Source organism: Azospirillum sp. ST 5-10, from assembly GCF_051225715.1.
GTDB lineage: Bacteria > Pseudomonadota > Alphaproteobacteria > Azospirillales > Azospirillaceae > Azospirillum.
This window is the reverse complement of record NZ_JBPJSP010000005.1, coordinates 237,981-262,394: the sequence shown is the minus strand read 5'-3', so window position 1 is coordinate 262,394 and position 24,414 is coordinate 237,981. Positions and strand designations below refer to the sequence as shown.

Annotated in this window: 19 protein-coding genes; 5 read left to right on the top strand and 14 right to left on the bottom strand. The window is 72.4% G+C overall.

The window, feature by feature from the left end:
- Positions 1-98 precede the first annotated feature (98 nt).
- The 10 genes from ACSBPG_RS08775 to ACSBPG_RS08730 all read right to left on the bottom strand — a co-directional run bounded on the left by ACSBPG_RS08775 (position 99) and on the right by ACSBPG_RS08730 (position 14,871).
- Complete coding sequence (locus ACSBPG_RS08775) at positions 99-596, bottom strand: nucleotide triphosphate diphosphatase NUDT15 (RefSeq protein ID WP_435536756.1); 498 nt, start codon at positions 594-596, stop codon at positions 99-101.
- A gap of 69 nt (positions 597-665) precedes the next feature.
- Positions 666-1,769: an ABC transporter substrate-binding protein gene (locus ACSBPG_RS08770; protein ID WP_435536755.1), complete on the bottom strand. Its 1,104-nt coding sequence runs from the start codon at positions 1,767-1,769 to the stop codon at positions 666-668.
- Positions 1,770-2,226: 457 nt separating this feature from the next.
- A complete protein-coding gene (gene purH / locus ACSBPG_RS08765; protein ID WP_435536754.1) occupies positions 2,227-3,807 on the bottom strand; it encodes a bifunctional phosphoribosylaminoimidazolecarboxamide formyltransferase/IMP cyclohydrolase in 1,581 nt (526 codons plus the stop codon).
- A gap of 92 nt (positions 3,808-3,899) precedes the next feature.
- Positions 3,900-5,561, bottom strand: a complete 1,662-nt coding sequence (locus tag ACSBPG_RS08760) for a heparinase II/III family protein (protein ID WP_435536753.1) — start codon at positions 5,559-5,561, stop codon at positions 3,900-3,902.
- 141 nt (positions 5,562-5,702) lie between these two features.
- Positions 5,703-6,995, bottom strand: a complete 1,293-nt coding sequence (locus ACSBPG_RS08755; RefSeq protein ID WP_435536752.1) for an RsmB/NOP family class I SAM-dependent RNA methyltransferase — start codon at positions 6,993-6,995, stop codon at positions 5,703-5,705.
- Between the two features lie 66 nt (positions 6,996-7,061).
- Positions 7,062-7,337, bottom strand: coding sequence for a GNAT family N-acetyltransferase (locus ACSBPG_RS08750; RefSeq protein ID WP_435536751.1), 276 nt, complete (start codon positions 7,335-7,337; stop codon positions 7,062-7,064).
- A gap of 54 nt (positions 7,338-7,391) precedes the next feature.
- The gene (locus ACSBPG_RS08745) at positions 7,392-9,470 is read right to left on the bottom strand and encodes an ATP-binding protein (protein ID WP_435536750.1); all 2,079 of its coding nucleotides are present in this window, start codon (positions 9,468-9,470) and stop codon (positions 7,392-7,394) included.
- A gap of 192 nt (positions 9,471-9,662) precedes the next feature.
- On the bottom strand, positions 9,663-11,459 hold the full coding sequence (locus ACSBPG_RS08740) for a glycoside hydrolase family 15 protein (protein ID WP_435536749.1): 1,797 nt from the start codon (positions 11,457-11,459) through the stop codon (positions 9,663-9,665).
- 59 nt (positions 11,460-11,518) lie between these two features.
- Positions 11,519-11,956 (bottom strand): PPC domain-containing DNA-binding protein, encoded by a 438-nt coding sequence (locus ACSBPG_RS08735; RefSeq protein ID WP_435536748.1) that lies wholly within the window; start codon positions 11,954-11,956, stop codon positions 11,519-11,521.
- Complete coding sequence (locus ACSBPG_RS08730; RefSeq protein ID WP_435536747.1) at positions 11,953-14,871, bottom strand: FAD-binding and (Fe-S)-binding domain-containing protein; 2,919 nt, start codon at positions 14,869-14,871, stop codon at positions 11,953-11,955. The genes ACSBPG_RS08735 and ACSBPG_RS08730 overlap by 4 nt, the downstream gene beginning before the upstream one ends.
- A 339-nt stretch (positions 14,872-15,210) precedes the next feature.
- Here ACSBPG_RS08730 and ACSBPG_RS08725 point away from each other — a divergent pair, with 339 nt between their 5' ends.
- Positions 15,211-16,575 carry a pentapeptide repeat-containing protein gene (locus tag ACSBPG_RS08725; RefSeq protein WP_435536746.1) on the top strand — a complete coding sequence of 455 codons (1,365 nt, stop codon included), beginning with the start codon at positions 15,211-15,213 and terminating at the stop codon, positions 16,573-16,575.
- 15 nt (positions 16,576-16,590) lie between these two features.
- Here ACSBPG_RS08725 and ACSBPG_RS08720 read toward each other — a convergent pair whose 3' ends face one another.
- The 3 genes from ACSBPG_RS08720 to ACSBPG_RS08710 all read right to left on the bottom strand — a co-directional run bounded on the left by ACSBPG_RS08720 (position 16,591) and on the right by ACSBPG_RS08710 (position 19,305).
- Complete coding sequence (locus tag ACSBPG_RS08720) at positions 16,591-18,090, bottom strand: HD domain-containing phosphohydrolase (protein ID WP_435536745.1); 1,500 nt, start codon at positions 18,088-18,090, stop codon at positions 16,591-16,593.
- A 99-nt stretch (positions 18,091-18,189) separates the two neighbouring features.
- Positions 18,190-18,945 (bottom strand): SAM-dependent methyltransferase, encoded by a 756-nt coding sequence (locus tag ACSBPG_RS08715; protein ID WP_435536744.1) that lies wholly within the window; start codon positions 18,943-18,945, stop codon positions 18,190-18,192.
- Positions 18,946-18,951: 6 nt separating this feature from the next.
- Entirely contained in the window at positions 18,952-19,305 is a 354-nt protein-coding gene (locus ACSBPG_RS08710) for a metallopeptidase family protein (protein WP_435536797.1), read from the bottom strand.
- Positions 19,306-19,460: 155 nt separating this feature from the next.
- Between ACSBPG_RS08710 and ACSBPG_RS08705 the strand changes: the two genes are divergently transcribed.
- Together ACSBPG_RS08705 and ahcY are read left to right on the top strand one after the other, a co-directional pair.
- Positions 19,461-19,763, top strand: a complete 303-nt coding sequence (locus ACSBPG_RS08705; RefSeq protein WP_435536743.1) for a 4a-hydroxytetrahydrobiopterin dehydratase — start codon at positions 19,461-19,463, stop codon at positions 19,761-19,763.
- Between the two features lie 649 nt (positions 19,764-20,412).
- A complete protein-coding gene (ahcY, locus tag ACSBPG_RS08700) occupies positions 20,413-21,732 on the top strand; it encodes an adenosylhomocysteinase (protein WP_435536742.1) in 1,320 nt (439 codons plus the stop codon).
- A 62-nt stretch (positions 21,733-21,794) separates the two neighbouring features.
- Here ahcY and lptE read toward each other — a convergent pair whose 3' ends face one another.
- Complete coding sequence (gene lptE / locus ACSBPG_RS08695; protein ID WP_435536741.1) at positions 21,795-22,391, bottom strand: LPS assembly lipoprotein LptE; 597 nt, start codon at positions 22,389-22,391, stop codon at positions 21,795-21,797.
- Positions 22,392-22,726: 335 nt separating this feature from the next.
- Between lptE and ACSBPG_RS08690 the strand changes: the two genes are divergently transcribed.
- Together ACSBPG_RS08690 and ACSBPG_RS08685 are read left to right on the top strand one after the other, a co-directional pair.
- Entirely contained in the window at positions 22,727-23,740 is a 1,014-nt protein-coding gene (locus tag ACSBPG_RS08690; protein ID WP_435536740.1) for a 1-aminocyclopropane-1-carboxylate deaminase, read from the top strand.
- 115 nt (positions 23,741-23,855) lie between these two features.
- Positions 23,856-24,398 (top strand): Lrp/AsnC family transcriptional regulator, encoded by a 543-nt coding sequence (locus tag ACSBPG_RS08685; protein WP_435536739.1) that lies wholly within the window; start codon positions 23,856-23,858, stop codon positions 24,396-24,398.
- The last annotated feature ends 16 nt before the right edge of the window (positions 24,399-24,414 follow it).

Below are 24,414 nucleotides of genomic sequence, written 5' to 3'. Positions count from 1 at the left end.
CGGACGATTCAGCCGGCGGATATTCTGTTCGACTCCCTACCCCTTTGGAGAGAGTCGGGCCCGCGCCGGGATGCCGCCGTGGAAGGGCGGGTGCGGCGTCAGAGGGAGGGTGCGCCGCCGCCCGGGACGCGCTCGAACACCGGGCTGGGCGGCGTGTCCGGCTGTGCGAACGGCGGCCGCGACGGCTGCGACAGGAAGCAGTGGAGCGGCGCGAACAGCGGCGCCGGCAGGGCGTCGAAGCGCGCCCAAGCGATGTCGGTCGCCTTGGTGGGCTCCATGATGCGCGGCGACTGCCCGTCGGGCATGGCGACCGAGCAGAACAGGTTGACGAAGTACCGGCCGAGATCCGGGAACATGTCGTTGGTTGCCGGACCGATGCGGACGTCCTCGGCCCGCACGCCGACGCCGGTTTCCTCCAGGCACTCGCGCGCGCAGGCCTGCGAGATGGTTTCGCCGGAGTCGATCTTGCCGCCCGGCAGGGCCCAGCAGCCGGCGCCGTGCGAGCCGGCGCGGCGCATCATCAGGAAGCTGCCGTCGGCGCGCAGCAGAAACAGCGAGACGCCGGCGACCGGGTGCGGGGTGGTGGGGGCGGTCATGGTGGCTCGAGGGGAAGGCGGCCCCGCCCGGCCCCCTTGGCGGCGCCGAGGCAGGGCCGCCCGTGGCGGTCAGTTGGCCAGCGGCACGTTCTTGCCGTCGCGCCACTCGTAGAGCACGTAGGCCGGCTTGACCACGTCGCCCTTCTCGTCGAACTGCACCCGGCCGACGACGGTGTCGTACGTCCCGCCGTGCAGCGCCTCGGCGATCTTGGCACCGTCGGCGGCGCCCGCCTGCTGGATGCCCTGGGCGATGACCTGGACGGCCGCATAGGCGTAGAAGGCGAAGTTGCCCGGGTTCGGCAGGCCGGCCGCGGCGAACGAGGCGACGAGCTGCTGCGCCTCGGGGTTGCTGGCGGCGGCCGGGCTGTCGGTGTAGAGCGTGCCCTGGCCGGTGGCGCCGGTGATCGCCCAGAACTCGGAATCGTTGAGACCGTCGCCGGCGATGAACTGGGCCTGCAGACCGAGGTCGCGGGCCTGGCGGACGATCAGGCCGAGTTCGGGATGGTAGCCGCCGTAGTAGACCGCATCGACGTTCTTGGACTTGAGGTTGCTGACCAGAGCCGTGAAGTCCTTCTCGCCGGCGGTCACCGAACCGCGGAAGGCGACGGGCACGCCCGCCTGCTCCAGGGTGGCGGCGACGACGTCGGCCAGCCCCTTGCCGTAGGACTGCTTGTCGTCGATGACGGCGATGACCTTGTCCTTGTACCGCTCCGCCAGGAAGCGGCCGGACACCACGCCCTGCTGGTCGTCGCGCCCGCAGACGCGGAACACGGTGTCGTGGCCGCGGTCGGTCAGTGCCGGGTTGGTGGCGGTGGGCGTGACCATCACCACGCCTTCCTCGGCGTAGACCTCGGCGGCCGGGATCGTCGAGCCCGAGCAGAGATGGCCGGCCACGGCGACGATCCCCGCGGTGACGAAGCGGTTGGCCACGGCCACCGCCTGGCGCGGGTCGCAGGCGTCGTCACCGACCTCCAGAACCAGCTTCTGCCCGAGGACGCCGCCCCTGGCGTTGATGTCCTCGATCGCCTGCCGGGCGCCGTGCACCGTCTGCTCGCCGAGGGCGGCGACCGGACCGGAGGTGGCGGTCCCGAGGCCGATGGTGATGTCTGCGTGCGCCGTGCCGACGCCGGCCAGCAGCGCGATGGCGCTGACCAAGGGAATGCTGCGAGTCATCGATCTTTTCTCACTCTTCGCCGATCGAAGGTTTGCAGGGCATGAGCGGTCGTCGCCCGGCTGCGCCTTGGATGCAAACCGACAGTTCACGGACCGGCAGACTGGGTTCTTTCGTGAATGATCTTAAGAGGATTTACTGCGGATCTGCAATGTCAAGGGCGCACGCCGCTTCGGCAACTTTGTTTCGCGACACCGTCACAACCGATCCGGCAGCGTTCGTGCAGAAATGACTTCATCGCGGCGGATCACGGCGCGGCCCCGGGCGATTGCCGGCGACGCGATCCCGGCCGGCGGGAACCGGTCCGTCCCGATCCTCCATGCCGTGCGACGATTTCCCGCAGCACGGATGGGAGCGAAGCCCGTGCCGGCACGCCCCGCCCGGCCCCACGGCGCGCGGCGCGCGGCGCGCGGCGGCCGGGAGTTCCATCGAAGGAAGCGCGCCGCCCCCTGCCCCGCCTCAGTGGCGGAAGTGGCGCATGCCCGTGAACACCATGGCCAGCCCCTTCTCGTCGGCGGCGGCGATCACCTCGCCGTCGCGGATCGAGCCGCCGGGCTGGATCACCGCGGTGACGCCGGCCTCGGCCGCCGCCAGCAGGCCGTCGGCGAAGGGGAAGAAGGCGTCCGACGCCACCACCGAGCCGCGGGTCAGCGGCTCCGCCAGGCCGGCGGCGGTGGCCGCCTCGGCCGCCTTGATGGCGGCGATGCGGGCGCTGTCGACCCGGCTCATCTGGCCGGCGCCGATGCCGGCGGTGGCGCCGTCCTTGGCGTAGACGATGGCGTTCGACTTGACGTGCTTGGCGACGCGGAAGGCGAACAGCAGGTCGGCCAGCTCCCGGTCGGTCGGCGCGCGCTTGGTGACGACCTTGAGGTCGGCCGCCGCCACCCGGCCGGCGTCGCGGTTCTGCAGCAGGAAGCCGCCGGAGAGCTGCTTCACCATCATCCCCGGCTCGGCCGGGTCGGGCATGTCCTTGGTCAGCAGCACGCGCAGGTTCTTCTTGGACGCCAGCACGGCGCGCGCCGCGTCGTCGGCGTCGGGGGCGATCACCACCTCGGCGAACAGCTTGGCGACCTCGGCCGCGGTGTCGGCGTCGAGCGGCCGGTTCAGCGCGATGATGCCGCCGAAGGCGCTGACCGGGTCGCAGCGCAGCGCCAGCCGGTAGGCGTCGACCAGGCTGTCGCCCTCGGCGACGCCGCAGGGGTTGGCGTGCTTGATGATGGCCACCGCCGGGCGCTCGAACTCGGCGACCAGCTCGAAGGCGGCGTCCGTGTCGTTCAGGTTGTTGTAGGACAGCTCCTTGCCCTGGAGCTGGATCGCCGTGGCGACGCCGGGACGGGCGGCGCCGGTGACGTAGAAGGCGGCCTGCTGGTGCGGGTTCTCGCCGTAGCGCAGGGTCTGCGCCAGGGCGCCCGACAGCGTGTGGCGCGGCGGGAAGGTCTCGCCGAGCTGGCCGGCCAGCCACTGGGAGATGGCGGCGTCGTAGGCGGCGGTGCGGGCGTAGGCGCGTTGGGCGAGCGTGCGGCGCAGCGCCAGCGTGGTGCCGCCGTCGGTGCGCTCCAGCTCGGCCAGCAGGGCCTCGTAGTCGGCGGGGTCGGTGACCACGGCGACGAAGTCGTGGTTCTTGGCGGCGGCGCGGATCATCGCCGGCCCGCCGATGTCGACGTTCTCCACGCAGTCGTCGTAGGAGGCGCCCTTGGCCACCGTCGCCTCGAACGGGTAGAGGTTCACCACCACCAGGTCGATGCCGGGGATGTCGTGGGCCGCCATCGCCTCGGCGTGGTCGTCGCGGCGCGCCAGGATGCCGCCGTGGATGCGCGGGTGCAGCGTCTTCACCCGGCCGTCCATGATCTCGGGGAAGCCGGTGTGCGCCGACACCTCCTTCACCGGCACGCCGGCCTCGGCGAGGCGCTGCGCCGAGCCGCCGGTCGACAGGATCTCCACCCCGCGCGCCGCCAGCGCCTGGCCCAGGGCGACGAGGCCGGTCTTGTCGGACACGGAGATGAGGGCGCGGGCGATGCGGACGGTGTCGGGGGCGGTCATGGGGGGCTTCCTGGCTCGTGCGGACTCCTCCGCCCCAGGCGGAGGGGGCCCGCGGTCGCCCCGGCTGGAGGCGGCCCGCGGTCGCCGGGGGTTTACCCCCCCTTGCGCTCGCGGCGCAAGGCCCATTTGACGGTGGCGCCGCGTGAATCGGCGTGCCCGGTGATGGTGACCTGGGTGGTCCGCCGCGGCTCGTCGCCGGCCCCGAGATAGACGCTCTCCGAGGTCTCCAGCAGCCCGCCGGTGGCGCGCAGCCGCCAGCCGGTGCCGCTGGGCAGGCGCAGCAGCACGGCGGCGCCGTCGGACACCGCCTCCACCGTCACCGCGGGATGGAGGTGGAAGCGGGCGACGAAGGCCTGCGGCGCCGGCTCGGCCCCCAGCACCGGCTCGAGCGTGTCCTCGCCGCGCAGGTCCTCGCCGTTCTCGGCGAGGTAGACGCGGCGGCGGTGCAGATAGCCGAAGGCGCGGGCGTAGCCGTTGTGGGTGGCGACCACCAGCACCGCCCCGTCGGACTCCTGGCGCTCGCACCCGACGTGGCCGGGCCGGCGGCCGAGGCCGCCGGCCTCCAGCACCTCGGCCGAGTTGGTCTCGGCCATGGTCACCGTGGAATGGGCGGCGGTGGCGGCCAGCGCGGCGCGCCACGGGCCGGCCTGGGCGGAGTGGCTGCCGCAGTTGACGATCAGCCGCTCCTTGCCCACCGACACCTCAAGCGAGAGGGTGCCGGCGTGGGCGCGGTCGTCGAGGCCGGACGGCGCCGGCGCGCCGGTGTCCATCAGCACCAGGGTGCGCCCGGCGATCAGCCGCTCGAAGCCGGTGTGCGGCGCGCTCTTGAGCGGCCGGCCGCGGGCGTCGGCCTGGGCCAGCACCGCGTCGACCAGCGCCGGCTCCTCCTCGTCGCTGCCGTTGAACAGGGCGAGCCCGCCGTCGCCGTGGCGGAAGAAGCGCAGGGCCGGGGTCATGCGGTCGATGGCGTGCTGCAGGGACTCCGGCAGGTCGGCGCGGGCGGCGCGCAGCACGGCGCGCAGATCGACCAGGTCGCGCAGCACCTGGAGCTGCAGCGACGGGCTGCGCTCGACGTGGCCGCCGTCGGGCAGGATCTGGCGCGGCAGCTCGCGCTCCAGCAGGCGCAGCGCCTCGCTCCCCATCTTCTCGTGGCCGGGCAGGCAGAGGCCGCCGTAGGCCAGGCCCTTGACGGCGCCGAGCAGCGCCGCCCCCTGGAGCGGACCGGGCACGACGCGGGCGAGATGGCGGGTCTGGCGAGCCAGGCTGTCGAAGACGCGGGCGCGGAAATCGTCGTCGGCGCTGGCGCAGTAGAAGTCGTGCAGGCCGATCCAGTTGGCGATGCGCGCCGCCAGCACCGGCGGCGCCCAGCTCTGCGCGTTCCACGCCGCGTTGTCGTCGAGCCAGGAGCTCACCAGCGCCCGCGCCCGCCGCCGCGCCGCGTCGCCGCCGACCGCGCGCAGGTCGCGCAGCCATTCGAAGCCGTGCAGGCCGGCGATCCAGCGCCGGCCCGCCCCGGCCGGCAGCCACACCGGCTCGCCCGCCGGGCCGCCGGTCTCGGTGTGGCCGGCGAAGCGGTAGACGCCGGCGAGGAGCGCGTTCCCCTCCTCGATCCGGCCGGGCCACGGATCGGACGGCACGACGGCGAGCGCGGTCGGCGCCCGCCCGCCCAGCATGAGCTGATAGATCGGGTTGCCGTAGGCGATCTGGGCGACGCCATCGCGGAACCGGCCGAAGGTGTCGCGGCCCGAGGACATGGCTCTACCTCGCCGCGCCGACGGGAGGGTCGGCCGGGTCGCGGCGGCGATGGATGGGGGGACGGATCGACGGCATGTGCTGGTTCCTAACAAATTCCCGGCAAGCGCCGCAAGCCGGCGCCACGCGCCGACGGTTGCGTGTCAGTCACGCCGTCGCAATCTTGCAACAAAGAAGCCGTCGATGCCGCCGAGTTCGGCCAGCATCCCGGGCAGCGAACGGATCTCGCCGCGCGTGTTGATCGGCTCCGCCAGGCCGTCCAGCTCGGCCGGGACGATGGGCACGCGCTCGACCCGCGGGTCGGCCGCCAGCAGCCGGTCGACCTGCTCCTCGCCCTCCTCCGGCTGCAGCGAGCAGGTGCAGTAGACGAGCAGACCGCCCGGCCGCACCAGCTCCACCGCGTGGGCGAGCAGGCGGCCCTGGGCGCGCGCCAGCTTGGCGACGTCCTCCGCGGTCTTCAGGCGCTGCACGTCGGGGTGGCGGCGGATCGCGCCGGTGGCGGTGCAGGGGGCGTCCAGCAGCACCGCGTCGGCCGGCGCCGGCGGCTGCCAGGTGGCGGCGTCGGCAACCAGCGTCTCGGCCGACAGACGCAGGCGGGCGAGGTTCTCCGTCACCCGCTCCAGCCGGCGGGCCGAGCGGTCCAGCGCCACCACCGCGGCCCCGGCGGCGCAGAGCTGGGCGGTCTTGCCGCCGGGGGCGGCGCACAGGTCGTAGACGCGCCGGCCGCGGAGGTCGCCCATCACCTTGGCGGGCAGCGAGGCGGCGAGGTCCTGCACCCACCAGGCCCCTTCGGCGAAGCCCGGCAGCTCGGCGACGGCGCCGCCGGCCGGGCGGCGCAGCGTGCCGGTGGGCAGCACGGTGGCGTCGAGGCGCGCCGCCCAGCCCTGCGGGTCCTCGCGCACGCTGAGGTCGAGCGGCGCCTCGCCCAGGTGGGCCTCCACCATGGCGCGGGTGCGCGCGGTGCCGTAGGCCTGGCGCCACGCCAGCCACAGCCAGTCCGGGGTGTTGAGGCGGCCGGCGTCCTGGCCGGCGACGATCGCCTGCCCTTCACGCGCCAGCCGCCGCAACACGGCGTTCACCAGCCCCTTGTAGGGGTCGGCGCCGCGCTGCGCGGCCAGGGTCACCGCGGTGTCGACGGCGGCATGGGCGGGGGTGCCGAGGAACAGGAGCTGCGCCGCGCCCAGGCGCAGCAGGTCGAGGACGGCGCCCTTGGGCGGCCCCGGCTTGGCCAGCGCCGCGTCGACCGCGGCGTCGATCTGGCCCAGCCGGCGCAGCACGGTGGCCACCAGCAGCCGCACGAAGGCGCGGTCGCGCGCCTCCAGGCCGCCGAGCCCGGGGTGGGCGTCGAAGGCGTCGTCGAGGGGCAGGTTCTTGCGCAGCACGTCGCGCAGCAGGTCCAGCGCGACGGCCCGTGCGGCCAGGGTGGAGTCGGTCATGGAGGCGATGTAGCGCGGGGGCCGCCCGCTGTCGATGGGGATCGCACGACGGGGGCCGCGCCGCCGTCACGCCAGCAGGTCGCGGTACTCCCCGTGGCGGCGCATCCACAGCGCCGCGTAGCCGCAGATCGGCACCACCCGGCGGCCTTCGTCGCGGGCGATGCGCATGATGCCGTGCATCAGCCGGTCGGCCGCCCCGGTGCCGCGCAGGGGGACGGGCGCCTCGACGTAGGGGATGTGCAGTTCGCCCGGCTCGCGGCGGTAGCTGGCGAAGACGGTCATGCCGTCGATCTCCAGCTCGAAGCGGCGGCGGGCGGTGTTATCCGTGACCGGCTGGTCCATGCAATGCCTCGCTGAACGGGTCCTCGGTCCGCCAACCGGCGGCGGCGGCGAAGGTCACGCCACCTGGGCGGGCAACAGCAGGGCGCGCACCCGGGCGGCGAGCTGGTCGGGGGTGAAGGGCTTGGAGAGCACGGCGGCGTCCGCGGCGGCGCCCATCGAGGCCAGGGATTCCGGGCTGTAGCCCGAGGTCAGCAGGACGCGCATGCCGGGCCAGCGCTCGTGGATGCGCCGCGCCAGATCGAGGCCGCTGACGCCGTAGGGCATCACCACGTCGGAGACCACCACGTCGATCCCGGCCTGACGCTCCAGCACCTCCAGCGCGGCGGCGCCGTGGTCGGCGGTGAGCACCTCGAACCCCTCCTGCTTCAGCCCCTCGACGGTGGCGAGCAGGACCAGCGCGTTGTCCTCCACCACCAGCACGCGGATCGGCCGGTCGGCCAGCGGCACCGCCCGCGGCAGATCCGCCGGCGGCGTCGGCCGGCGCGTCGTGAGCGGCAGCCACAGGCGCAGGCAGGTGCCCCGCCCGACGCGGGACTCGATGTCGGCGGAGCCGCCGGACTGGCGGGCGAAGCCGTACACCATGGAGAGGCCGAGGCCCGTGCCCTTGCCGTCCTCCTTGGTGGTGAAGAACGGCTCGAAGGCGCGGGCCTGCACCTCGGCCGGCATGCCCTCGCCGGTGTCGCGGATCTCCACCGCGACCCGGCCGTCGCCGGCCCGCCGCGTGGCGATGGTCAGGGTGCCGCCGGTCGGCATGGCGTCGCGGGCGTTCACCACGGCGTTGAGCACCGCCAGCTCGAGCTGGACGGGATCCACCTCGACGAAGGCGCCCGGCGCCGCGAGGTCCCAGACCAGCGCGATGTCGGCGCGGATCGAGCGTTCCAGCAGGTCGCCCATGGCCCGCAGATGGGCGTCGAACGCGATCACCTCCGGGTTCACCGCCTCCTGGCGGGAGAAGGCGAGGAGCTGGCGGGTCAGCTTCTCCGCCCGCTGCAGGGCCGACTTGACGCCCTCGTGATAGGCGGTGCCGGCCTCCGGCACATGGCGGGCCAGCAGGTGCAGGTTGGTCTGCGCCGCGGTCAGCAGGTTGTTGAAGTCGTGGGCGACGCCGCCGGTGAGCTGGCCCAGCGCCTCCAGCTTCTGCGACTGGCGCAGCGCGCTCTCCAGGGCGGCGCGCTGGCGCACCTCGTCCGCCCACAGCCGCACCGTGGCGGCCTCGCTGCGCGCCCGGCGCAGCGCCGTCCAGGCCACCAGCACCAGGGCGAGCGTCGCCGGCAGGGCGAACACCCCGTAGATCGCCACGGTGCGCATCCAGTCGGCGACCACCGACGCGGTCGCCACGGCGTAGGTGACGTAGATCGGATAGTCGTCGAGCTTCTTGTAGCCGAAGATGCGCTCCACCCCGTCCATCTGGCCGTACACGCGGTAGAAGCCTTCCCGCGGGTCGTCGCGGATCGCCCGCAGCAGCCCGCTGTCCGGCCCCAGCATGAGCGCGCGGTCCTCGTCCACCGCGGGAAAGCGCACCAGCAGCGCGCCGTCGGCCCGCACCAGCCCCATGGATTCGTTCTCGCCCGAGGCGACGCGGCGGTAGAAGTCGACGAAGTACTGGGGGTAGACGGCCGACACCACGACCCCGTCGAACGTGCCGTCGGGGCTGGAGCGGCGGCGGCCGATGTTGAACTGCGCCATGCCGCTGATGCGTCCGCGGATCGGCGGGCTGACGACGTAGCCGAGGTCGCCGCCGCGCAGGAGGCGGTAGTACTCGCGGTCGCTCGCGTCGATCGGCTCCATCGGGAAGCGGCGGCTGGACGCCAGCAGGCGCCCCTGCGAATCGCCGACGCCGACGGAGCCCATCTGCGGCATGCCGGCGTTGACCGCCTGCAGGAACGCGTGCACCTCGGGGGACGTGGCGATCTCCCCCCAGCTCCTGCCGCGGAGGCGCTCGTCGACCCGGTCGAGCGCGCCCTCCAGCGTCTCCAGGACCTTCTCCGCGTGTTCCTGCAGCACCTGGGTGGTCTTGCGGATGTTGCGCTCGGTCTCGGCCAGGGCGAGGGCGTAGCTGTTCCACGCGATCAGGCCGAACAGCAGCACCGGGACGATCACCGACGCCGCGACCAGCAGCGCAAGCGCACGCACGGAGCCGACCGATCCGGTCGGCGGTTCGATCGTCCTGGAGGCCATGGCCCGCCGTTCGCAATGCCCGGTCACCCCGCCGTCGCCCCTGCGTCCGGCGGTCGGTGCATCCGGCCCACAGATCGGCCCTCGCCGGCCGAGGGTCAATATGTCCGAACCGCCGCTGCTATGCCGTCCCGGCTATGATCGGCGTCCTCACGGCGCGGCGCGCCGGCGCGCCGGACCGACGGCGCGGGCCAGGTTGTGCGCCGAGTTGACGAGCGCCACATGGGAGAACGCCTGCGGGAAGTTGCCCAGCATGCGGCGCGCCACGGGATCGTACTCCTCGGCCAGCAGTCCGACGTCGTTGGCCAGCCCGAGCAGCTGATCGAACAGCGCCCGCGCCTCGTCGTGGCGACCCAGCATGACCTTGGCGTCGACCAGCCAGAACGAGCAGGCGAGGAAGCAGCCCTCGCCGCGCGGCAGCCCGTCGATGGCGGGCTCGCTGGGATAGCGCGCGATCAGCCCGTCCTGCGACAGCTCGCGCTCGACCGCCTCCACCGTTCCGGCGACGCGCGGGTCGTCGGGCGGCAGGAAGCCCACCTGCGGGATCAGCAGCAGGGCCGCGTCGGTGTGCGGGGCGCCGTAGTACTGGACGAAGGTGTTGCGCCGCCGGTCGAAGCCCTTCTCGCAGATCTCGGCGTGGATGCGCGCCGCCAGGGCGCGCCAGCGCTCCACCGGCCCGTCGAGACCGAGGGTCTCCACCGTCTTGACCGCGCGGTCCATGGCGACCCACGCCATGATCTTGGAGTGGGTGAAGGGGCGTTGCGGGCCGCGCACCTCCCACAGGCCGTTGTCGTCCTCCTGCCAGATGTCTTCGAGATGGCGCAGCAGGGCCCGCTGCACCGTCCAGCCGTAGCCGTCCGCCGCCACCCCGCTGCGCCGGGCGAGGTGGAAGGCGTCCATGATCTCGCCGACCGCGTCGAGCTGGCATTGGGAGTAGGCGCCGTTGCCGATGCGCACCGGCCGGCTGCCGCCGAAGCCGGACAGCCAGGGCAGTTCCCGCTCGTCGAGCCGGCGCTCGCCGGCCAGCCCGTACATGATCTGAAGCTGGGAGGGCATGCCGGCCACCGCCCGCATCAGCCAGCCGCGCCACGCCTCGGCCTCCTCCCGGTAGCCCGAGATCAGCAGGGCATAGAGCGTGAAGGTGGCGTCGCGCACCCAGCAGTAGCGGTAGTCCCAGTTGCGCGGCCCGCCGATCTGCTCCGGCAGCGACGTCGTGGGGGCGGCGACGATGCCGCCGGTCGGTTCGTAGGTCAGCGCCTTCAGGGTGATGAGGGAGCGATGGACCTCGTCGCGCCACGGTCCCTCGTACTGGCACTGGGACGACCAGCGCCGCCACCACGCCTCGGTCTCCCGCAGCAGGTGGTGGGGGTCCTCGCGCTCCGGCTCCGGCCGGTGGGAGGGGTGCCAGGTCAGCGTGAAGGGCACGCTCTCCCCCTCCGCCACCGTGAAGTTCGCGACGGTGTGGAAGTCCTCGCCCTGCAGCGGGACCGGGGTGTGCAGATGGGCGGAGTCCGGGCCGGCCACCGCGACGATGCCGTCACGGGTGCGCCGCACCCAGGGCACGATGGAGCCGTAGTCGAAGCGGAACACGAGGTCGGTCGTCATGGCGACGCGCCCGCGCCGCCCCTCGACGAGGCGCACCAGGTCGGCACGGATGTCGCCCGTCTGCGGCGGCATCAGGTCGATCACCGCGACCGTGCCGTCGGCGGTCTCGAACTCGGTCTCCAGGATCAGCGTGCCGTCGCGGTAGCGGCGGCGCACCGCCCGCGCCCCGCCGGCCGGGCCGATGCGCCAGCGGCCGTTGTCGGCGTCGCCCAGCAGGCCGGCGAAGCAGGCCGGCGAGTCGAAGCGCGGCAGGCACATCCAGTCCACCGACCCGTCGCGCCCGACGAGCGCCGCGGTGTGGGTGTTGCCGACCAGCGCGTAATCCTCGATGCGTCGGTTCATGGAAAGGACAACGCCAGGGATCGCGCAGGTTCCCGAGCGGCCCGGCGGCACGGACGATTTCATCCGCGCCGGGCCAGCAGCGACAGGCCGGTGTCCGGGTCGGTCTCGCGCACCAGGTGGGCCGGCGTCTCCGTCACCATGACCTCCAGGGTCGGCCGCACCGCGGCCTCCAGCAGATGGCCCGCCACCGCCCTTCCGTCGCGCAGGCCCAGCACCAGGTGGAGGTGCAGCTTCGGCCGGCCCTCGAAGCAGGTGAGGTTGCCGACCAGGGCGGCGACCTCGGCCTGCTCCTCCACGGGAATGCGGACGTAGTCCTTCGCCGCCATGTCGAAGAAGCCGAGCACCGCGCGCGAGAAGGCGCCGACCGCGGTCAGGCCGGCGGCGGTCACGCCGTGCGCGCGGGCGAAGTCCTTCAGCCCGGCCATGGGATCGTCGCCCTCGCCGAAGACCACGGCGTAGGTGCGGGGGTTGGCGTCCTGCAGGACGGTGACCTTCATGATGTCCTCCGATGGGTGGAACCCAGGCCTTCGGCCAGCACCTCCGGCAGGGTGACGGCGCGGCGGCCGCCGCCGGGGGCGGTGAGGGCCTGGTTGATCTGTTCGCGGCAACTGAAGCCGTCGGCGACGACGAGGTCGGCGTCGGTACGCCGCAGCGTCGGCAGCAGCACCTGTTCGGCGATGGCCATGGAGAGTTCGTACTTGCGCGTCTCGTAGCCGAAGGCCCCGGCCATGCCGCAGCAGCCGCTGTCCAGCACGTCGGCGGCCACCCCGGCGCGCTCCAGCACCGCCCGGTCCGACGCCATGCCGACGACCGCCTTGTGGTGGCAGTGGCCGTGCACGACGGCGCTCCTGCCGACGTCGGGCCACGGCAGCTCAGCGCCGTAGCGGTCGAGGAACTCGGCGAAGGTCAGCGTGCGGCCGGCCAGCCGCTTCGCCTCGTCGTCGTCGGGAAACAGGTTCACCAGCTCGTCGCGGAACACGCTGAGGCAGCTCGGCTCCACCCCCACCACGACGGCGCCGGCGTCGAGGCGCGGCTTCAGCTCGGCCATGATGCGCGCGAGACGGCGCCTGGCCTCCTCCAGCCAGCCGAAATCGTACAGCGGCCGGCCGCAGCACAGGTTGCGCCGGGTGATCTCGACGGGGTGGCCGGTGGCGTTCAGCACCGCGTTGGCGGCCTCCAGCACCCACGGCGTGAAGTGGTTGTTGAAGCTGTCGGTCCACAGGATCACCGGCACCCGGCCCGGGCGGCCGTGGGCGGGACGGAAGCGGGGACGGAACGGCCGGTGGAAGGCCGGCACCGCCCGGTCGGGATGGATGCCGGCCACCCAGCGCGCCAGCCGGCCGACGCCGGGCGTCCTCACCACCGCGTTGGGCAGCCACGGCAGCGGGGCGAACAGGCGCGCCCACTGGTGGATGCGCCCCATGACGTAGCCGGCGCGCGGCTTGAACCGGCCCTCCAGGTGGTGGGCCAGGAACTCCGCCTTGTAGCTGGCCATGTCGACGTTGACGGGGCAGTCGCTCTTGCAGCCCTTGCAGGCGAGGCAGAGGTCGAGCGCCTCGTGCACCGCCGCGCTCCGCCAGCGGTCCTTGATCGGATCGCCCGCCATCATCTCCTGCAGGAGATGGGCGCGGCCGCGGGTGGAGTGCTTCTCCTCGCGGGTCGCCTTGAAGGACGGGCACATGGTGCCGCCGTACCCGGCGTGGCGCCGGCACTTGCCGACGCCGACGCAGCGCAGGGTGGCGCGGGCGAAGGAGCCCCCGTCCTCGGGAAAGCGGAACCAGGTGTCGACCTCGGGCGGACGGAAGCGCGTGCCCATGCGCAGGTGGCTGTCCAGCGGATAGGGATGGACGACCCGGCCGGGATTCATGCGGCCGGCGGGATCCCAGATCGCCTTGAAGCGCTCGAAGGCCGCGACGATGGCATCGCCGTACATGACGGGCAGCAGCTCGGCCCGCGCCAGCCCGTCGCCGTGCTCGCCCGACAGGCTGCCGTCGTAGCGCGCCACCAGCTCGGCCGCCTCCTGCATGAAGCGGCGGAAGCGGCGGATGTCCGCCTCGGTGTGCAGGCCGAAGTCGATGCGGGTGTGGACCAGCCCGTCCCCGAAATGGCCGTACATGGCCCCGTGCAGGTCGAAGCGGGCGTAGAGCGCCTTGAGGTCGCGGATGTAGTTGCCGAGGTCCTTGCGGTGGACGGCGGAATCCTCCCAGCCCGGCCAGGTGTCGCGTTTGGCGCCGGGAACGAAGGCGGTGGCTCCCAGCCCGGACTCGCGCACCGTCCACAGCGCCTCCTGCTCCTTCGGGCCGGCGTGCACCACCATGCCGCGGACGTGGGCGTTGCCCTTCAGATCCTCCTTCACCCGCCCGGCGGCGGCCACCGCCTCCTCCGTGGTGTCGCCGCCGAACTCGACGAGCAGCCAGTTGTCGCCGTCGGGCAGCAGCCGCACCTCGTCGGGGTGCAGCCCCTTCCGGCGCATGTTCTGCACCAGCCGCTCGTCGACGCCCTCCAGGCCGATCGGCCGGTGCTCCAGCAGGCGCGGCACGAAGTCGGCGGCGCAGGCGAGATCGTCGAAGCCGATGGCGAGCAGCACGCGCCTGGCGGGGTTCGGCACCAGGCGCACGGTGGCGTGCAGGACGGTGACACAGGTGCCCTCGGTGCCGACCAGCGCGCGCGCCACGTTGAAGCCGTTTTCCGGCAGCAGCTGGTTGAGCGGATAGCCGGAGACCCGGCGCGGGATGTCGGGGAAACGGCGGCGGATCTCGTCGGCGCAGCCGTCGCGCAGGTCGCGCAGGCCCGCATAGATCTCGCCGCGCCGCCCGCCCTCGGCGACGATGCGCTCCAGCTCACGGTCCGGCGTCGGGCCGACGGCGAGGCGCAGGCCGTCGTAGGTGACGACGTCGAGGGACTCCACGTTGTCGATGGTGAGCCCGGCCATCACCGCGTGCACGCCGCCGGAGTTGTTGCCGATCATGCCGCCCAGCGTGCAGTGGTCGTGGGTCGCCGGATCGGGCCCGAAGGTCAGCCCGTGGACCGCGGCGGCGCGGCGCAGGTCGTCGAGCACGCAGCCCGGCTCCACCGTGGCGGTCCGGCTGTCGGGGTCCAGCTCGACGATGCGGTTGCAGTGCTTGGAGCTGTCGATGACGACGGCGGTGTTGCAGGTCTGGCCGGCCAGCGCGGTGCCGCCGCCGCGGTGGACGATCGGCGCGCCGTGGCGGGCGCACACCGCCACGGCGTCGCGGATCGCCTCGACGTGACGCGGGATCACCAGGCCGATGGGCACCTGGCGGTAGTTGGAGGCGTCGGTGGCGTAGAGGGCCCGGCTGCCGGAGTCGAAGCGCACCTCGCCGTCGACGGCGCGGCGGAGGTCGGCGGCCAGGGCGTCGACGTCGATGTGGCGGGCGATGGTGTCGGGCATCCGGCCCTCTCGAAGCGGAACGGGGATGGCGGCGGCCAGCGGGCGGCGACGGCCCGTGGCGGCCGGTCGGGACTCGCCCCGTCAACCGGCCGGGACGGCGAAGCGTTGCCACCGCGACGCGGAAAAGGGGCGGATCCGGCCGGCGGCGGCCCGGCCGCCCTTGACCTACGGCCAGCCCTCTCCGACCATTGCGGGAATGGACAGCCGCCGCGCGCACCGCGTATAGCTGGTGGTCGATTGCTACAGTTCGACGCAAAATCCGAAAGAATCTTACCGACTGTTAACGCTTTGTTGGCGGCTTGCCGGCAAGCTGTCCGCTTCACCGATCGAGGGTCCGCGATGTCGACAGCGCACGGCTTCGGGTCGAATTCGCAGCGCAGCAAGCTGACCCAGAGCCAGCTCAACGTCATCCTCCTGCGTCACCAGGCCTTCCGGAAGAGCCAGCCGGGCGGTGCCCGCGCCAACCTCAAGATGCAGGATCTCTCGCACCTCGATCTCTCGGGGATCGATCTGTCGGACGCCGATCTGTCCGGGGCGAAGCTGTTCAGCGCCCGGCTGACCGGCGCCAATCTGCAGAACGCCAACCTCTACGCCGCCGACCTGCGGCTGGCCAACCTGGAGAAGGCCGATCTGCGGCGTGCCGACCTGCGCGGGGCGTGCCTGCGCGGCGCCATGCTGAGCGACGCCTGCCTGGTCGAGGTGGACCTGCGCGACGGCACGCTCCTGCACTACGGCGAGAACGGCGAGATGCGCGAGCACAGCTTCGACGGCGGCGTCATCACCGCCGAGCTGACGGCCGCCACCGTGCGCGGTGCCGACCTGTCGCGGGCCAAGCTGGCCAACGCCTTCGTCATGCAGACCGACCTCACCGACGCGGTGCTGCGCGGCACCAAGTTCATGCGCGCCAACCTGACCAACGCCAACATGACGGGCTGCGACCTCACCGACGCCGACCTGTCGGAGGCCAACCTGTCGGGCGTGCGCCTGTCGGGGGCGGTGATGACCGGCGCCGCCATCAACCGCGCCAACTTCACCAACGCCGTGCTGATCGGCGCGATCCTCGACGCCGCCCAGCTGCGCTCGCCCAACCTCGCCGGCGCGGTGATGGCGAAGGCGATGGACAATCCGGAAAAGGAGCTGCGCGACATCCTCGCCGCCCACGTCGCCTGGATCGACAGCGGCGGCAAGACGGGGCGGCGCGCCGACCTCTCGGCGCTCGACCTGTCCGGGCGCAACCTCGACGGCCTCAACCTGTCGGCCGCGGTCCTCCAGTGCATCACGCTGCGCGGCGCCTCGCTGGTCGGGGCGACCCTGGCCATCGCCGACCTGTCGCTGGCCGACCTGCGCAAGGTGAACTTCGCCGACGCCGATCTGCGCGGCGTCAATTTCGAGCGCGCCACCCTCTCCAGCGCGGACCTGACCGACGCCCGGCTCGGCCCGGTGCACATCCAGTCGATGAGCGGCCACGTCTGGCGCGCCAACCTGCAGCGCGCCCGCATGAGCATGGCGGTCCTGAGGAACGCCGATCTGCACAAGGCCAACATGACCGGGGCCAACCTGACCGGGGCCGACCTGCGCGGCGCCAATCTCACCGGCGCCGACCTCACCGGCGCCGACCTGACCGGGGCCGACCTCACCGGCGCCAACCTGGACGGCGCCCAGACCACCGACGCGCTCGGCCTGCCGGCGCCGGTGCAGGCCTGATCCTCCCGCGGCCCGTCACAGGGCGAAGCGCCGCTCCCGGAAGACGGCGACGCAGGCGTCGACCACCGCGCCGTCGTAGAGCGTGCCGCGGTGCCGCCGCACCTCGTCGAGCGCCGCGTCGATGCCGAGCGCCGGCCGGTAGGGGCGGTGGCAGGCCATCGCCTCGATGACGTCGGCGACGGCGATGATGCGCGCGCCCGGCAGGATCGCCTCCCCCGCCAGGCCCAGGGGATAGCCGGACCCGTCCATCCGCTCGTGGTGCTGGCGGACCAGCTCGGCCAGCGGCCAGGGCGCGTCCACCGGCCTGAGGATCTCGTACCCCGCCTCGGCGTGCGCCTTCACCAGCCCGTACTCGGCCGGGCTGAGGCGGCCGGGCCGCGTGAGGATCTCGGCGGGCACGGAGATCTTGCCGATGTCGTGGACGCCGGCGGCCATGGCGATGCCCTTGACGGCGTCCGCCGGGAGGCCGAGCGTCTCGGCGATGGCGCGGGCGAGGCCGGCGACGCGGCGCTGGTGGCCGGCGGTGTAGGGGTCGCGCAGCTCCACCGTGGCGGCGATCGCGGCGACCGTGCCTTCCAGGCTGCGCTCGAGCCGTTCGAGGTGGCCCAGGCGCTCGGCGCGCAGGCGCAGGACCGAGAGACCGAACGCGAGGTCGGCGGCCATCTCCTCCAGCAGCCGGATCTCCTCCGGGTCGAAACCGTCCGGGCCGGCGGCGGCGATGACGAGGCGGCCGAAGGGCATGCCCCCCTCGCCGGCCACCGGCAGGGACAGCAGCGCCGGCGCCGTCCCGCCGTCGGCGGCAGCGGCGGCCACGGCGAGGCGGGCGCGCCCTCCCTTCAGCTGCGGCGACGGCGGCAGGTCCGTCCAGGTGGCGCCGGGCGCCGCCGGGCGCCGACCGTGCGCCGCCCGCTCGGCCGCGGCGGCAGGCTCTCCGCGATCGTCCGCGACCACGCCGGCATAGGGATAGCCGCCGGCGTCGACGACGGCGCGGCACATCTCCTCCAGCAGCGCCGGCTCGCTCTCGGCGTGGATGATCGCCTGGTTGCCGGCGCTGAGCGCCTTCAGGGCGCGGTTGACCCGACGCAGCATCCCCTCCCGGCACCGCGCCTCGCGCTCCAGCGCGAGGCGGCGCGTGGCGTCGGCGAGGCTCAGGACGACGCCACGCCGCCCGTCGGCGCCGGCCACCGGCCGCAGCACCCAGTCCCAAACGGCGTCGGCGTGGCGGTGCAGCGGTCTGGCGTCGGCCTGCTGGTCGCGGCCGGTCGCCAGCGCCGCGTGGAACAGGCGCTCGACGTCGGGGTCGGGAGAGAGGTCGAAATGGCGGCGGCCGGGGAAATACGCCTCGCTGCGGCCGCAGGCCTCGGCGTAGAGGCGGTTGACCCGGACGTAGACGGCATCGGAATCGAGATGGGCGACCGGAATGGCAAGGCCGGCGAACAGCGTCTCCAGCACCGGCGTCTCCAGCACCCGCGCATCGCCGGCTGCGGCACCGGGCGGTGTGTCGGCGACGGTCACGGCAGCCTCCCGCACGGCCCCTGCATGCGTCTGCATAGCACCCGTGCCGCACCGGCGACAAGTGATGCGCGACAAGATGCGGCAGCCTGCACGCGGACGTCAGCCGCGGCGGCGCAGCAGGTAGAAGACGTAGCCGAAGCTGGCGCCGAAGCGCCGCCAGACGTCGATCTCCGCCGCTTCGGCGTCGAGCACGGCCTGCCACGCGGCGTCGCCGGGGTGGCGTTCGCGCCGCTCGGCGATGCGCTCCTCCAGCGGCCGGTAGTACTCGTCCCACCACGCCTCGCGCGGCAGGGCGAAGGTCTCCAGCACCGCGTAGCCGAGCCGTTCGGCGGCGGCGCGGTTGGCCGCCTCGCCGCGCATGGCGGGATAGGCGTCGCGCCAGAAGGCGGCGGCGCCGGCCGGCGGGGAGTCCGTCAGCCAGGTCAGCTCGCTGACGGCGGCCAGCCCGCCCGGCCGCAGCAGGCGGCGCCAGCGCTCCAGCCCGGCGTCGAAACCGGCGAGGTAGATGGAGCCCTCCGCCCACAGCAGGTCGAAGCGCCCCGCCGGCAGCGCGTCGGTCTCCAGCATGGAGCGCCGCTCCACCGACAGGCGGCGGCCGAGCCCGGCGTCGTCGATGCGGCGCTGCGCCTCGCCCAGGAACGGCGGGTGGATGTCGATGCCGGTGACCCGCCCGCCGGTGTCGCGGCCCAGCACCATCAGCGACCGGCCGGGGCCGCAGCCGATGTCGAGCGCCTCCGGCGCCTCGGGCAGCCCGTGCGCGCGCAGCCGGCGCAACGCCTGCCGCGTCGCCGCGTCCAAGCCGGGCGCCTGGCGCGGCAGTCCGTCGTGCAGGGCGAAGAAGCGCTCCCGGTCCATGGCCGCCTACTCCCCGCTCTCCTCGATGCGCTCCATGTCGTCGTCGGAGAAGCCGAAATGGTGACCGATCTCGTGGATCAGCACGTGGCGGACGACGTGGAACAGGTCCTCCCCGGTCTCGCACCAGTAGTCGAGGATCGGCCGCCGGTAGAGGAAGATGGCGTCGAGGTCGGTGCGGACGTGGGACACGCTCTGCTGCGTCATCCCGACTCCGCGGTAGAGCCCGAGCAGGTCGAAGGGGCTCTCCAGCTCCATCTCGCGCTCGGTCTCCTCGTCGGGGAACTCCTCCACCCGGATCAGCACGCCGCGGACATGGTCGCGCAGCGGCGCGGGGATGGTGGCGAGCGCGTCCTCGGCCATCGCCTCCATCTCGACCAGCGAGGGCGGGTGCAGCGGCGCGCGGGGGGTGGCATCCTGCGTCATGGCCAGCAAATTAGCGGAGCTTGACCGCCGCGCCAAGCGGCGCTAATCGGATCCCCCACGGGAGCGAACACGCACGGGAAGGAGAGACCACCATGGCGGAGAAGCTGGTCGGCGCCAAGCGCCAGTCGGCGTTGAAGGAACTGCACGGGTGGGCGGAGGTGCTGGAGCGCGACGCGCTGCGCAAGACCTACCACTTCCCGAGCTTCGCCGCCGCCTGGGGCTTCATGAGCCAGGCCGCCCTGCTGGCGGAGAAGATGGACCACCACCCGGAATGGTTCAACGACGTCGGCCGTGTCGAGGTGATCCTCTACACCCGCCCCGTCGACGGCGTCACCGGCAAGGACGTGGAGTTCGCCCACCGCCTCGACCAGATGGCGCCCTCGCACGACCGCTGACGCCGGTGGCCGCGGCAGCCGCCTCCACGGGGCCGGTTGCCGCCACACCACAGCCCGTGCCGGCGTGACCGGCAAGCAGCGCGACGATCGCCGCCCCCAGCGCGACGATCACCACGGATTCCGCCGCCATCACCAGGCACAGAGGCGGTTCCAGAGGATCGGAGCGGCCGATCCCGGCGACCATCGACAGGATGAAGTCTGCGGCGAAGGCAACGCTCAACAAGGCGATTGCCGTCACGTTCATCGTGCCGGCGCGCCGCGACGCCCGGCGCTCAACAGGGTCGGTTCTCACAGTCATGGCGTCAGCGATGCTCCGTCGGGCCGTGGGTTCTAAAACGCCGCTAAAGCTTGGCTCAGACATCCACGGCCACCGCGCGTGCGGTAGCGGTCATTTTGTCGCACGCGAGCATAAGCCATTATCTTTTACTACCTGGAAATGTTTTTGCACCGCAACGTTCGAATGTTTCCAACGATCGGCAGAAGCGGAGGGGCGGCGCGAGCGGAGGCCATCGCCGGGCTGCCAGGGAAACATAAAGATATCTTTATGCTTGCATGCCGCCGCCGCCGTTGCTACATCGGGGGCGTCGAGAGGGTGCGCGGTGCCCGCGCCTGCCCGTCCGCCGTTCGAATCGCGCTCCAGGAGACAGTCATGCCCGACGCCGCCGCCTTCACGGATTACAAGGTCAAGGACATCTCCCTTGCCGGCTGGGGCCGCAAGGAGATCGCCATCGCCGAGACCGAGATGCCGGGCCTGATGGCCCTGCGCGAGGAGTACGGCGATGCCAAGCCACTGACGGGTGCACGCATCGTCGGCTGCCTGCACATGACGATCCAGACGGCGGTGCTGATCGAGACGCTGGTGCACCTCGGCGCCACCGTGCGCTGGTCGTCGTGCAACATCTTCTCCACCCAGGACCAGGCCGCCGCCGCCATGGCCGCCGCCGGCATCCCGGTCTTCGCCTGGAAGGGCGAGACGGAGGAGGAGTTCTGGTGGTGCATCGAGCAGACCCTGCGCGGCCCCGCCGAAGGTCCCTTTGCCGGCTGGACCCCGAACATGATCCTGGACGACGGCGGCGACGTCACCCAGATCATGCACGACAAGTATCCGGAGATGCTCGACGGCGTGCGCGGCCTGTCGGAGGAGACGACGACCGGCGTGCACCGCCTCTATGAGATGATGAAGAAGGGCACGCTGAAGGTGCCCGCCATCAACGTCAACGACAGCGTCACCAAGTCGAAGTTCGACAACCTCTACGGCTGCCGCGAGAGCCTGGTGGACGGCATCAAGCGCGCCACCGACGTCATGCTGGCCGGCAAGGTCGCGGTGGTCGCCGGCTACGGCGACGTCGGCAAAGGCTCGGCCGCCTCCCTGCGCAGCCAGGGTGCCCGCGTCCTGGTGACCGAGATCGACCCGATCACCGCGCTGCAGGCGGCCATGGAAGGCTATCAGGTGGTGACGATGGACGAGGCCGCCCCGCAGGGCGACATCTTCGTCACCTGCACCGGCAACGTCGACATCATCACGCTCGACCATATGCGGGCGATGAAGGACCGCGCCATCGTCTGCAACATCGGCCACTTCGACAGCGAGATCCAGATCGACGCGCTGAAGAACCTGGTGTGGGAAGAGGTGAAGCCGCAGGTCGACGAGGTCGTCTTCCCCGACGGCAAGCGCCTGATCGTTCTCGCCAAGGGCCGCCTGGTGAACCTCGGCTGCGCCACCGGCCACCCCAGCTTCGTGATGAGCGCCAGCTTCACCAACCAGGTGCTGGCGCAGATCGAGCTGTGGACCAACCACCAGAACTACGAGCGCAAGGTCTACGTGCTGCCCAAGCACCTGGACGAGAAGGTCGCCCGTCTGCACCTGGCGAAGATCGGCGCCAAGCTGACCGAGCTCACGCCGAAGCAGGCCGCCTACATCGGCGTCAACGTCGAGGGCCCCTTCAAGCCGGACCACTACCGCTACTGACCGGCGCCGCCCCGGCCCGCCGAACCGGCCCCCCTCCGCAAGGAGGGGGGCTTTTTCATGGCTCAGCGCACCACCATCGGCGCGAGGTCGCGGCGGATGCCGGCGTCGAGGCGGGCGTCGATGTCCTCCACCAGACGCCGGGTCAGCTCCTGCAGGGCCGCCTCGCGGGCCGCCAGGGAGATGTCCTCCGGCACGGTGGTCGACTGCGTCGCCACCGCCTTGGCGAAGGCGCTGAAGGAGCTGGCGGCGCCGGCCTGCTCGCCGTGCACCTCGACCTCCAGCCGCCCGTCGTAGCGCTGGGCCTGGTCCTTGGTGAAGTAGCCGGTGATGCCGCCGGTGCGCGGCAGCGCCACCTCGACGATGCTGGCGTCCTTGACGACCACCCGCACGGTCCCGCTCTGCCCGGCCGCCTGCAGCCGCTGCGCCGCCCACTGCCGCACCGCCTCCAGCGGCGGCGTCGGCGCGCGGTCCTCGACGTGCACCGCCCCCGCCGACGGCCGGGTGGCGTCGACGAAGCCGACGGTGGCGGCGTTGAGAACGATGGGGCCGCGCTGGGCGAAGTCGATGGGACGCGGCGCCGACACGGGCGGCGCGCTCTGGCAGGCGGCCAAGGCGGCCGCGGTCGCGGCGGCGAGCAGGAGAAGGCGGCGGGTGGGCATGGCGTCGCACACGGAACCTTGAGGACGAGAGGGGCACTATAGCGCCGGCGGCGCAAAGCGGAAGCGGCCAGCGGCGCACCGGCGCGCCGGCGGGCGCCGGCGGGCGCTGGCGCCGCACGCCGGTCGCGCACGCGGCGTGCGCACATCGGTCCGATTCCGCGCCCGGATTGCCGTGAAGGCCGCCGGAAGCGCAATCCCCTGCATCGAACATGCGCCAAATAGCACGCCGCCGGGAGCGCCGCAGCGCCATAGTGCGCTCGCGACGCGTCCGCCGCCACGGCGCGACGCGGCGGCCCGACGCCCCATGCAATCCTGGCCCCAGGGAGCAAGCGACGATGAACTTGGCCCAATTCCCCCGCTATCCGCTCACCTTCGGACCGACGCCGATCGAGAGGCTCGAGCGCCTGTCGGCGCATCTCGGCGGCGACGTCGACCTCTACGCCAAGCGGGAGGACTGCAACAGCGGTCTGGCCTTCGGCGGAAACAAGCTGCGCAAGCTCGAGTTCATCGTCCCGGACGCCATCGCCAGCGGTGCCGACACGCTGGTGTCGATCGGCGGCGTGCAATCGAATCACACCCGCATGGTCGCCGCCACCGCGGCGAAGATCGGCATGAAGTGCCACCTCGTCCAGGAAAGCTGGGTGCCGCACGAGGACGCCGTCTACGACCGCGTCGGCAACATCCTGCTCTCCCGGGTCATGGGCGCCGACGTCCATCTCGTGGACGAGGGGTTCGACATCGCCATCCGGCCGAGCTGGGAACGGGCGCTCGAGGACGTCAGGGCCCGCGGCGGCAAGCCCTACGCCATCCCCGCCGGCGCGTCCGTGCACAAGTACGGCGGCCTCGGCTACGCCGCCTTCGCCGAGGAGGTGCGCGCCCAGGAGAAGGACCTCGGCTTCACGTTCGACTACATCGTGGTCTGCACGGTCACCGGCTCGACGCACGCCGGCATGGTGGTCGGCTTCGCCGAAGACGGCCGCCAGCGCCGGGTGATCGGCATCGACGCCTCGTGCACCCCGGCCCAGACCAGGGCCCAGGTCCTGCGCATCGCCCAGGCCACCTCGGCCCTCGTCGGCGGCAAGCCCATCGCGGGCGACGACGTCGTGCTCCTGGAGGACTACGCCCACCCGGTCTACGGCGTCCCGTCGCGCGACACCCTCGACGCGATCCGCCTCAGCGCCCGGCTCGAAGCCATGATCACCGACCCGGTCTACGAGGGGAAGTCGATGCAGGGCATGATCGACCTGGTGAGGAAGGGATTCTTCGAGAGGGGGGCGAAGGTTCTCTACGCCCATCTCGGCGGCGTGCCCGCCATCAACGGCTACAGCTACACCTTCCGGAACGGGTGACACCAGGGGGGCCGGCGCGCCCCCCTCCCGAGGGCTGCGGTTGATTCGCACTCGCCCCGTCGCTAGCATCGGGCACCGGGCATCAGCCTGTTCTCGGGATATGCGGGGCCGCACCATGAGTCTTCGGAAGACGGCCAAGGGACCATCGCCCAGACGGAACGAACCCGAGACCCCACGGGCGAGAAAGGCGCCGGCGATCGACAAGACGGATCGCGCGATCCTGGAAATCCTTCAGCAGAACGCGAGCATCAACAACCAGGACCTGGCCAGCCGCGTGAACCTGTCGCCCGCCCCGGTCTCGCGCCGCGTCAAGAGACTGCGGGACGAAGGCTACATCGTCAAGGACGTCGCCATCGTCAATCCGGAGCGGGTCGGCAACAGTCTGATCGCCTTCGTCGACGTCGAACTCGACCGCCAGCGGGAAGACGTCCTGACGTCCTTCGAAAGACGCATATCGGAGCACAGAGAAGTGCAGCAGTGCTATTTCGTATCCGGCGAGAGCGATTATTTTCTGGTCATCACCTGCCGGGACATGGACCATTACAACGCGTTCGTGAGAAACGTGCTGTCCAACGAGCACAACGTGAAGCGCTTCCGCACGAGCTTCAATCTGCAGCGCATCAAGTACGACACGTCCATCTACATCGGCGACGATTGACGCGGGCGTGAATGGG

Coding starts and splice junctions, on each gene's coding strand:
- ACSBPG_RS08710 (WP_435536797.1), bottom strand. CDS start 19,305: ATGGCCGAGGACGCGCTCGCCACCATCCCCGCGCCGCTGCGCGACCAT.
- lptE (WP_435536741.1), bottom strand. CDS start 22,391: ATGCCCACCCGCCGCCTTCTCCTGCTCGCCGCCGCGACCGCGGCCGCC.
- ACSBPG_RS08755 (WP_435536752.1), bottom strand. CDS start 6,995: ATGACCGACTCCACCCTGGCCGCACGGGCCGTCGCGCTGGACCTGCTG.
- ACSBPG_RS08730 (WP_435536747.1), bottom strand. CDS start 14,871: ATGCCCGACACCATCGCCCGCCACATCGACGTCGACGCCCTGGCCGCC.
- purH (WP_435536754.1), bottom strand. CDS start 3,807: ATGACCGCCCCCGACACCGTCCGCATCGCCCGCGCCCTCATCTCCGTG.
- ACSBPG_RS08770 (WP_435536755.1), bottom strand. CDS start 1,769: ATGACTCGCAGCATTCCCTTGGTCAGCGCCATCGCGCTGCTGGCCGGC.
- ACSBPG_RS08685 (WP_435536739.1), top strand. CDS start 23,856: ATGAGTCTTCGGAAGACGGCCAAGGGACCATCGCCCAGACGGAACGAA.
- ACSBPG_RS08750 (WP_435536751.1), bottom strand. CDS start 7,337: ATGGACCAGCCGGTCACGGATAACACCGCCCGCCGCCGCTTCGAGCTG.
- ACSBPG_RS08725 (WP_435536746.1), top strand. CDS start 15,211: ATGTCGACAGCGCACGGCTTCGGGTCGAATTCGCAGCGCAGCAAGCTG.
- ACSBPG_RS08740 (WP_435536749.1), bottom strand. CDS start 11,459: ATGAACCGACGCATCGAGGATTACGCGCTGGTCGGCAACACCCACACC.
- ACSBPG_RS08760 (WP_435536753.1), bottom strand. CDS start 5,561: ATGTCCTCGGGCCGCGACACCTTCGGCCGGTTCCGCGATGGCGTCGCC.
- ACSBPG_RS08705 (WP_435536743.1), top strand. CDS start 19,461: ATGGCGGAGAAGCTGGTCGGCGCCAAGCGCCAGTCGGCGTTGAAGGAA.
- ACSBPG_RS08735 (WP_435536748.1), bottom strand. CDS start 11,956: ATGAAGGTCACCGTCCTGCAGGACGCCAACCCCCGCACCTACGCCGTG.
- ahcY (WP_435536742.1), top strand. CDS start 20,413: ATGCCCGACGCCGCCGCCTTCACGGATTACAAGGTCAAGGACATCTCC.
- ACSBPG_RS08690 (WP_435536740.1), top strand. CDS start 22,727: ATGAACTTGGCCCAATTCCCCCGCTATCCGCTCACCTTCGGACCGACG.
- ACSBPG_RS08775 (WP_435536756.1), bottom strand. CDS start 596: ATGACCGCCCCCACCACCCCGCACCCGGTCGCCGGCGTCTCGCTGTTT.
- ACSBPG_RS08715 (WP_435536744.1), bottom strand. CDS start 18,945: ATGGACCGGGAGCGCTTCTTCGCCCTGCACGACGGACTGCCGCGCCAG.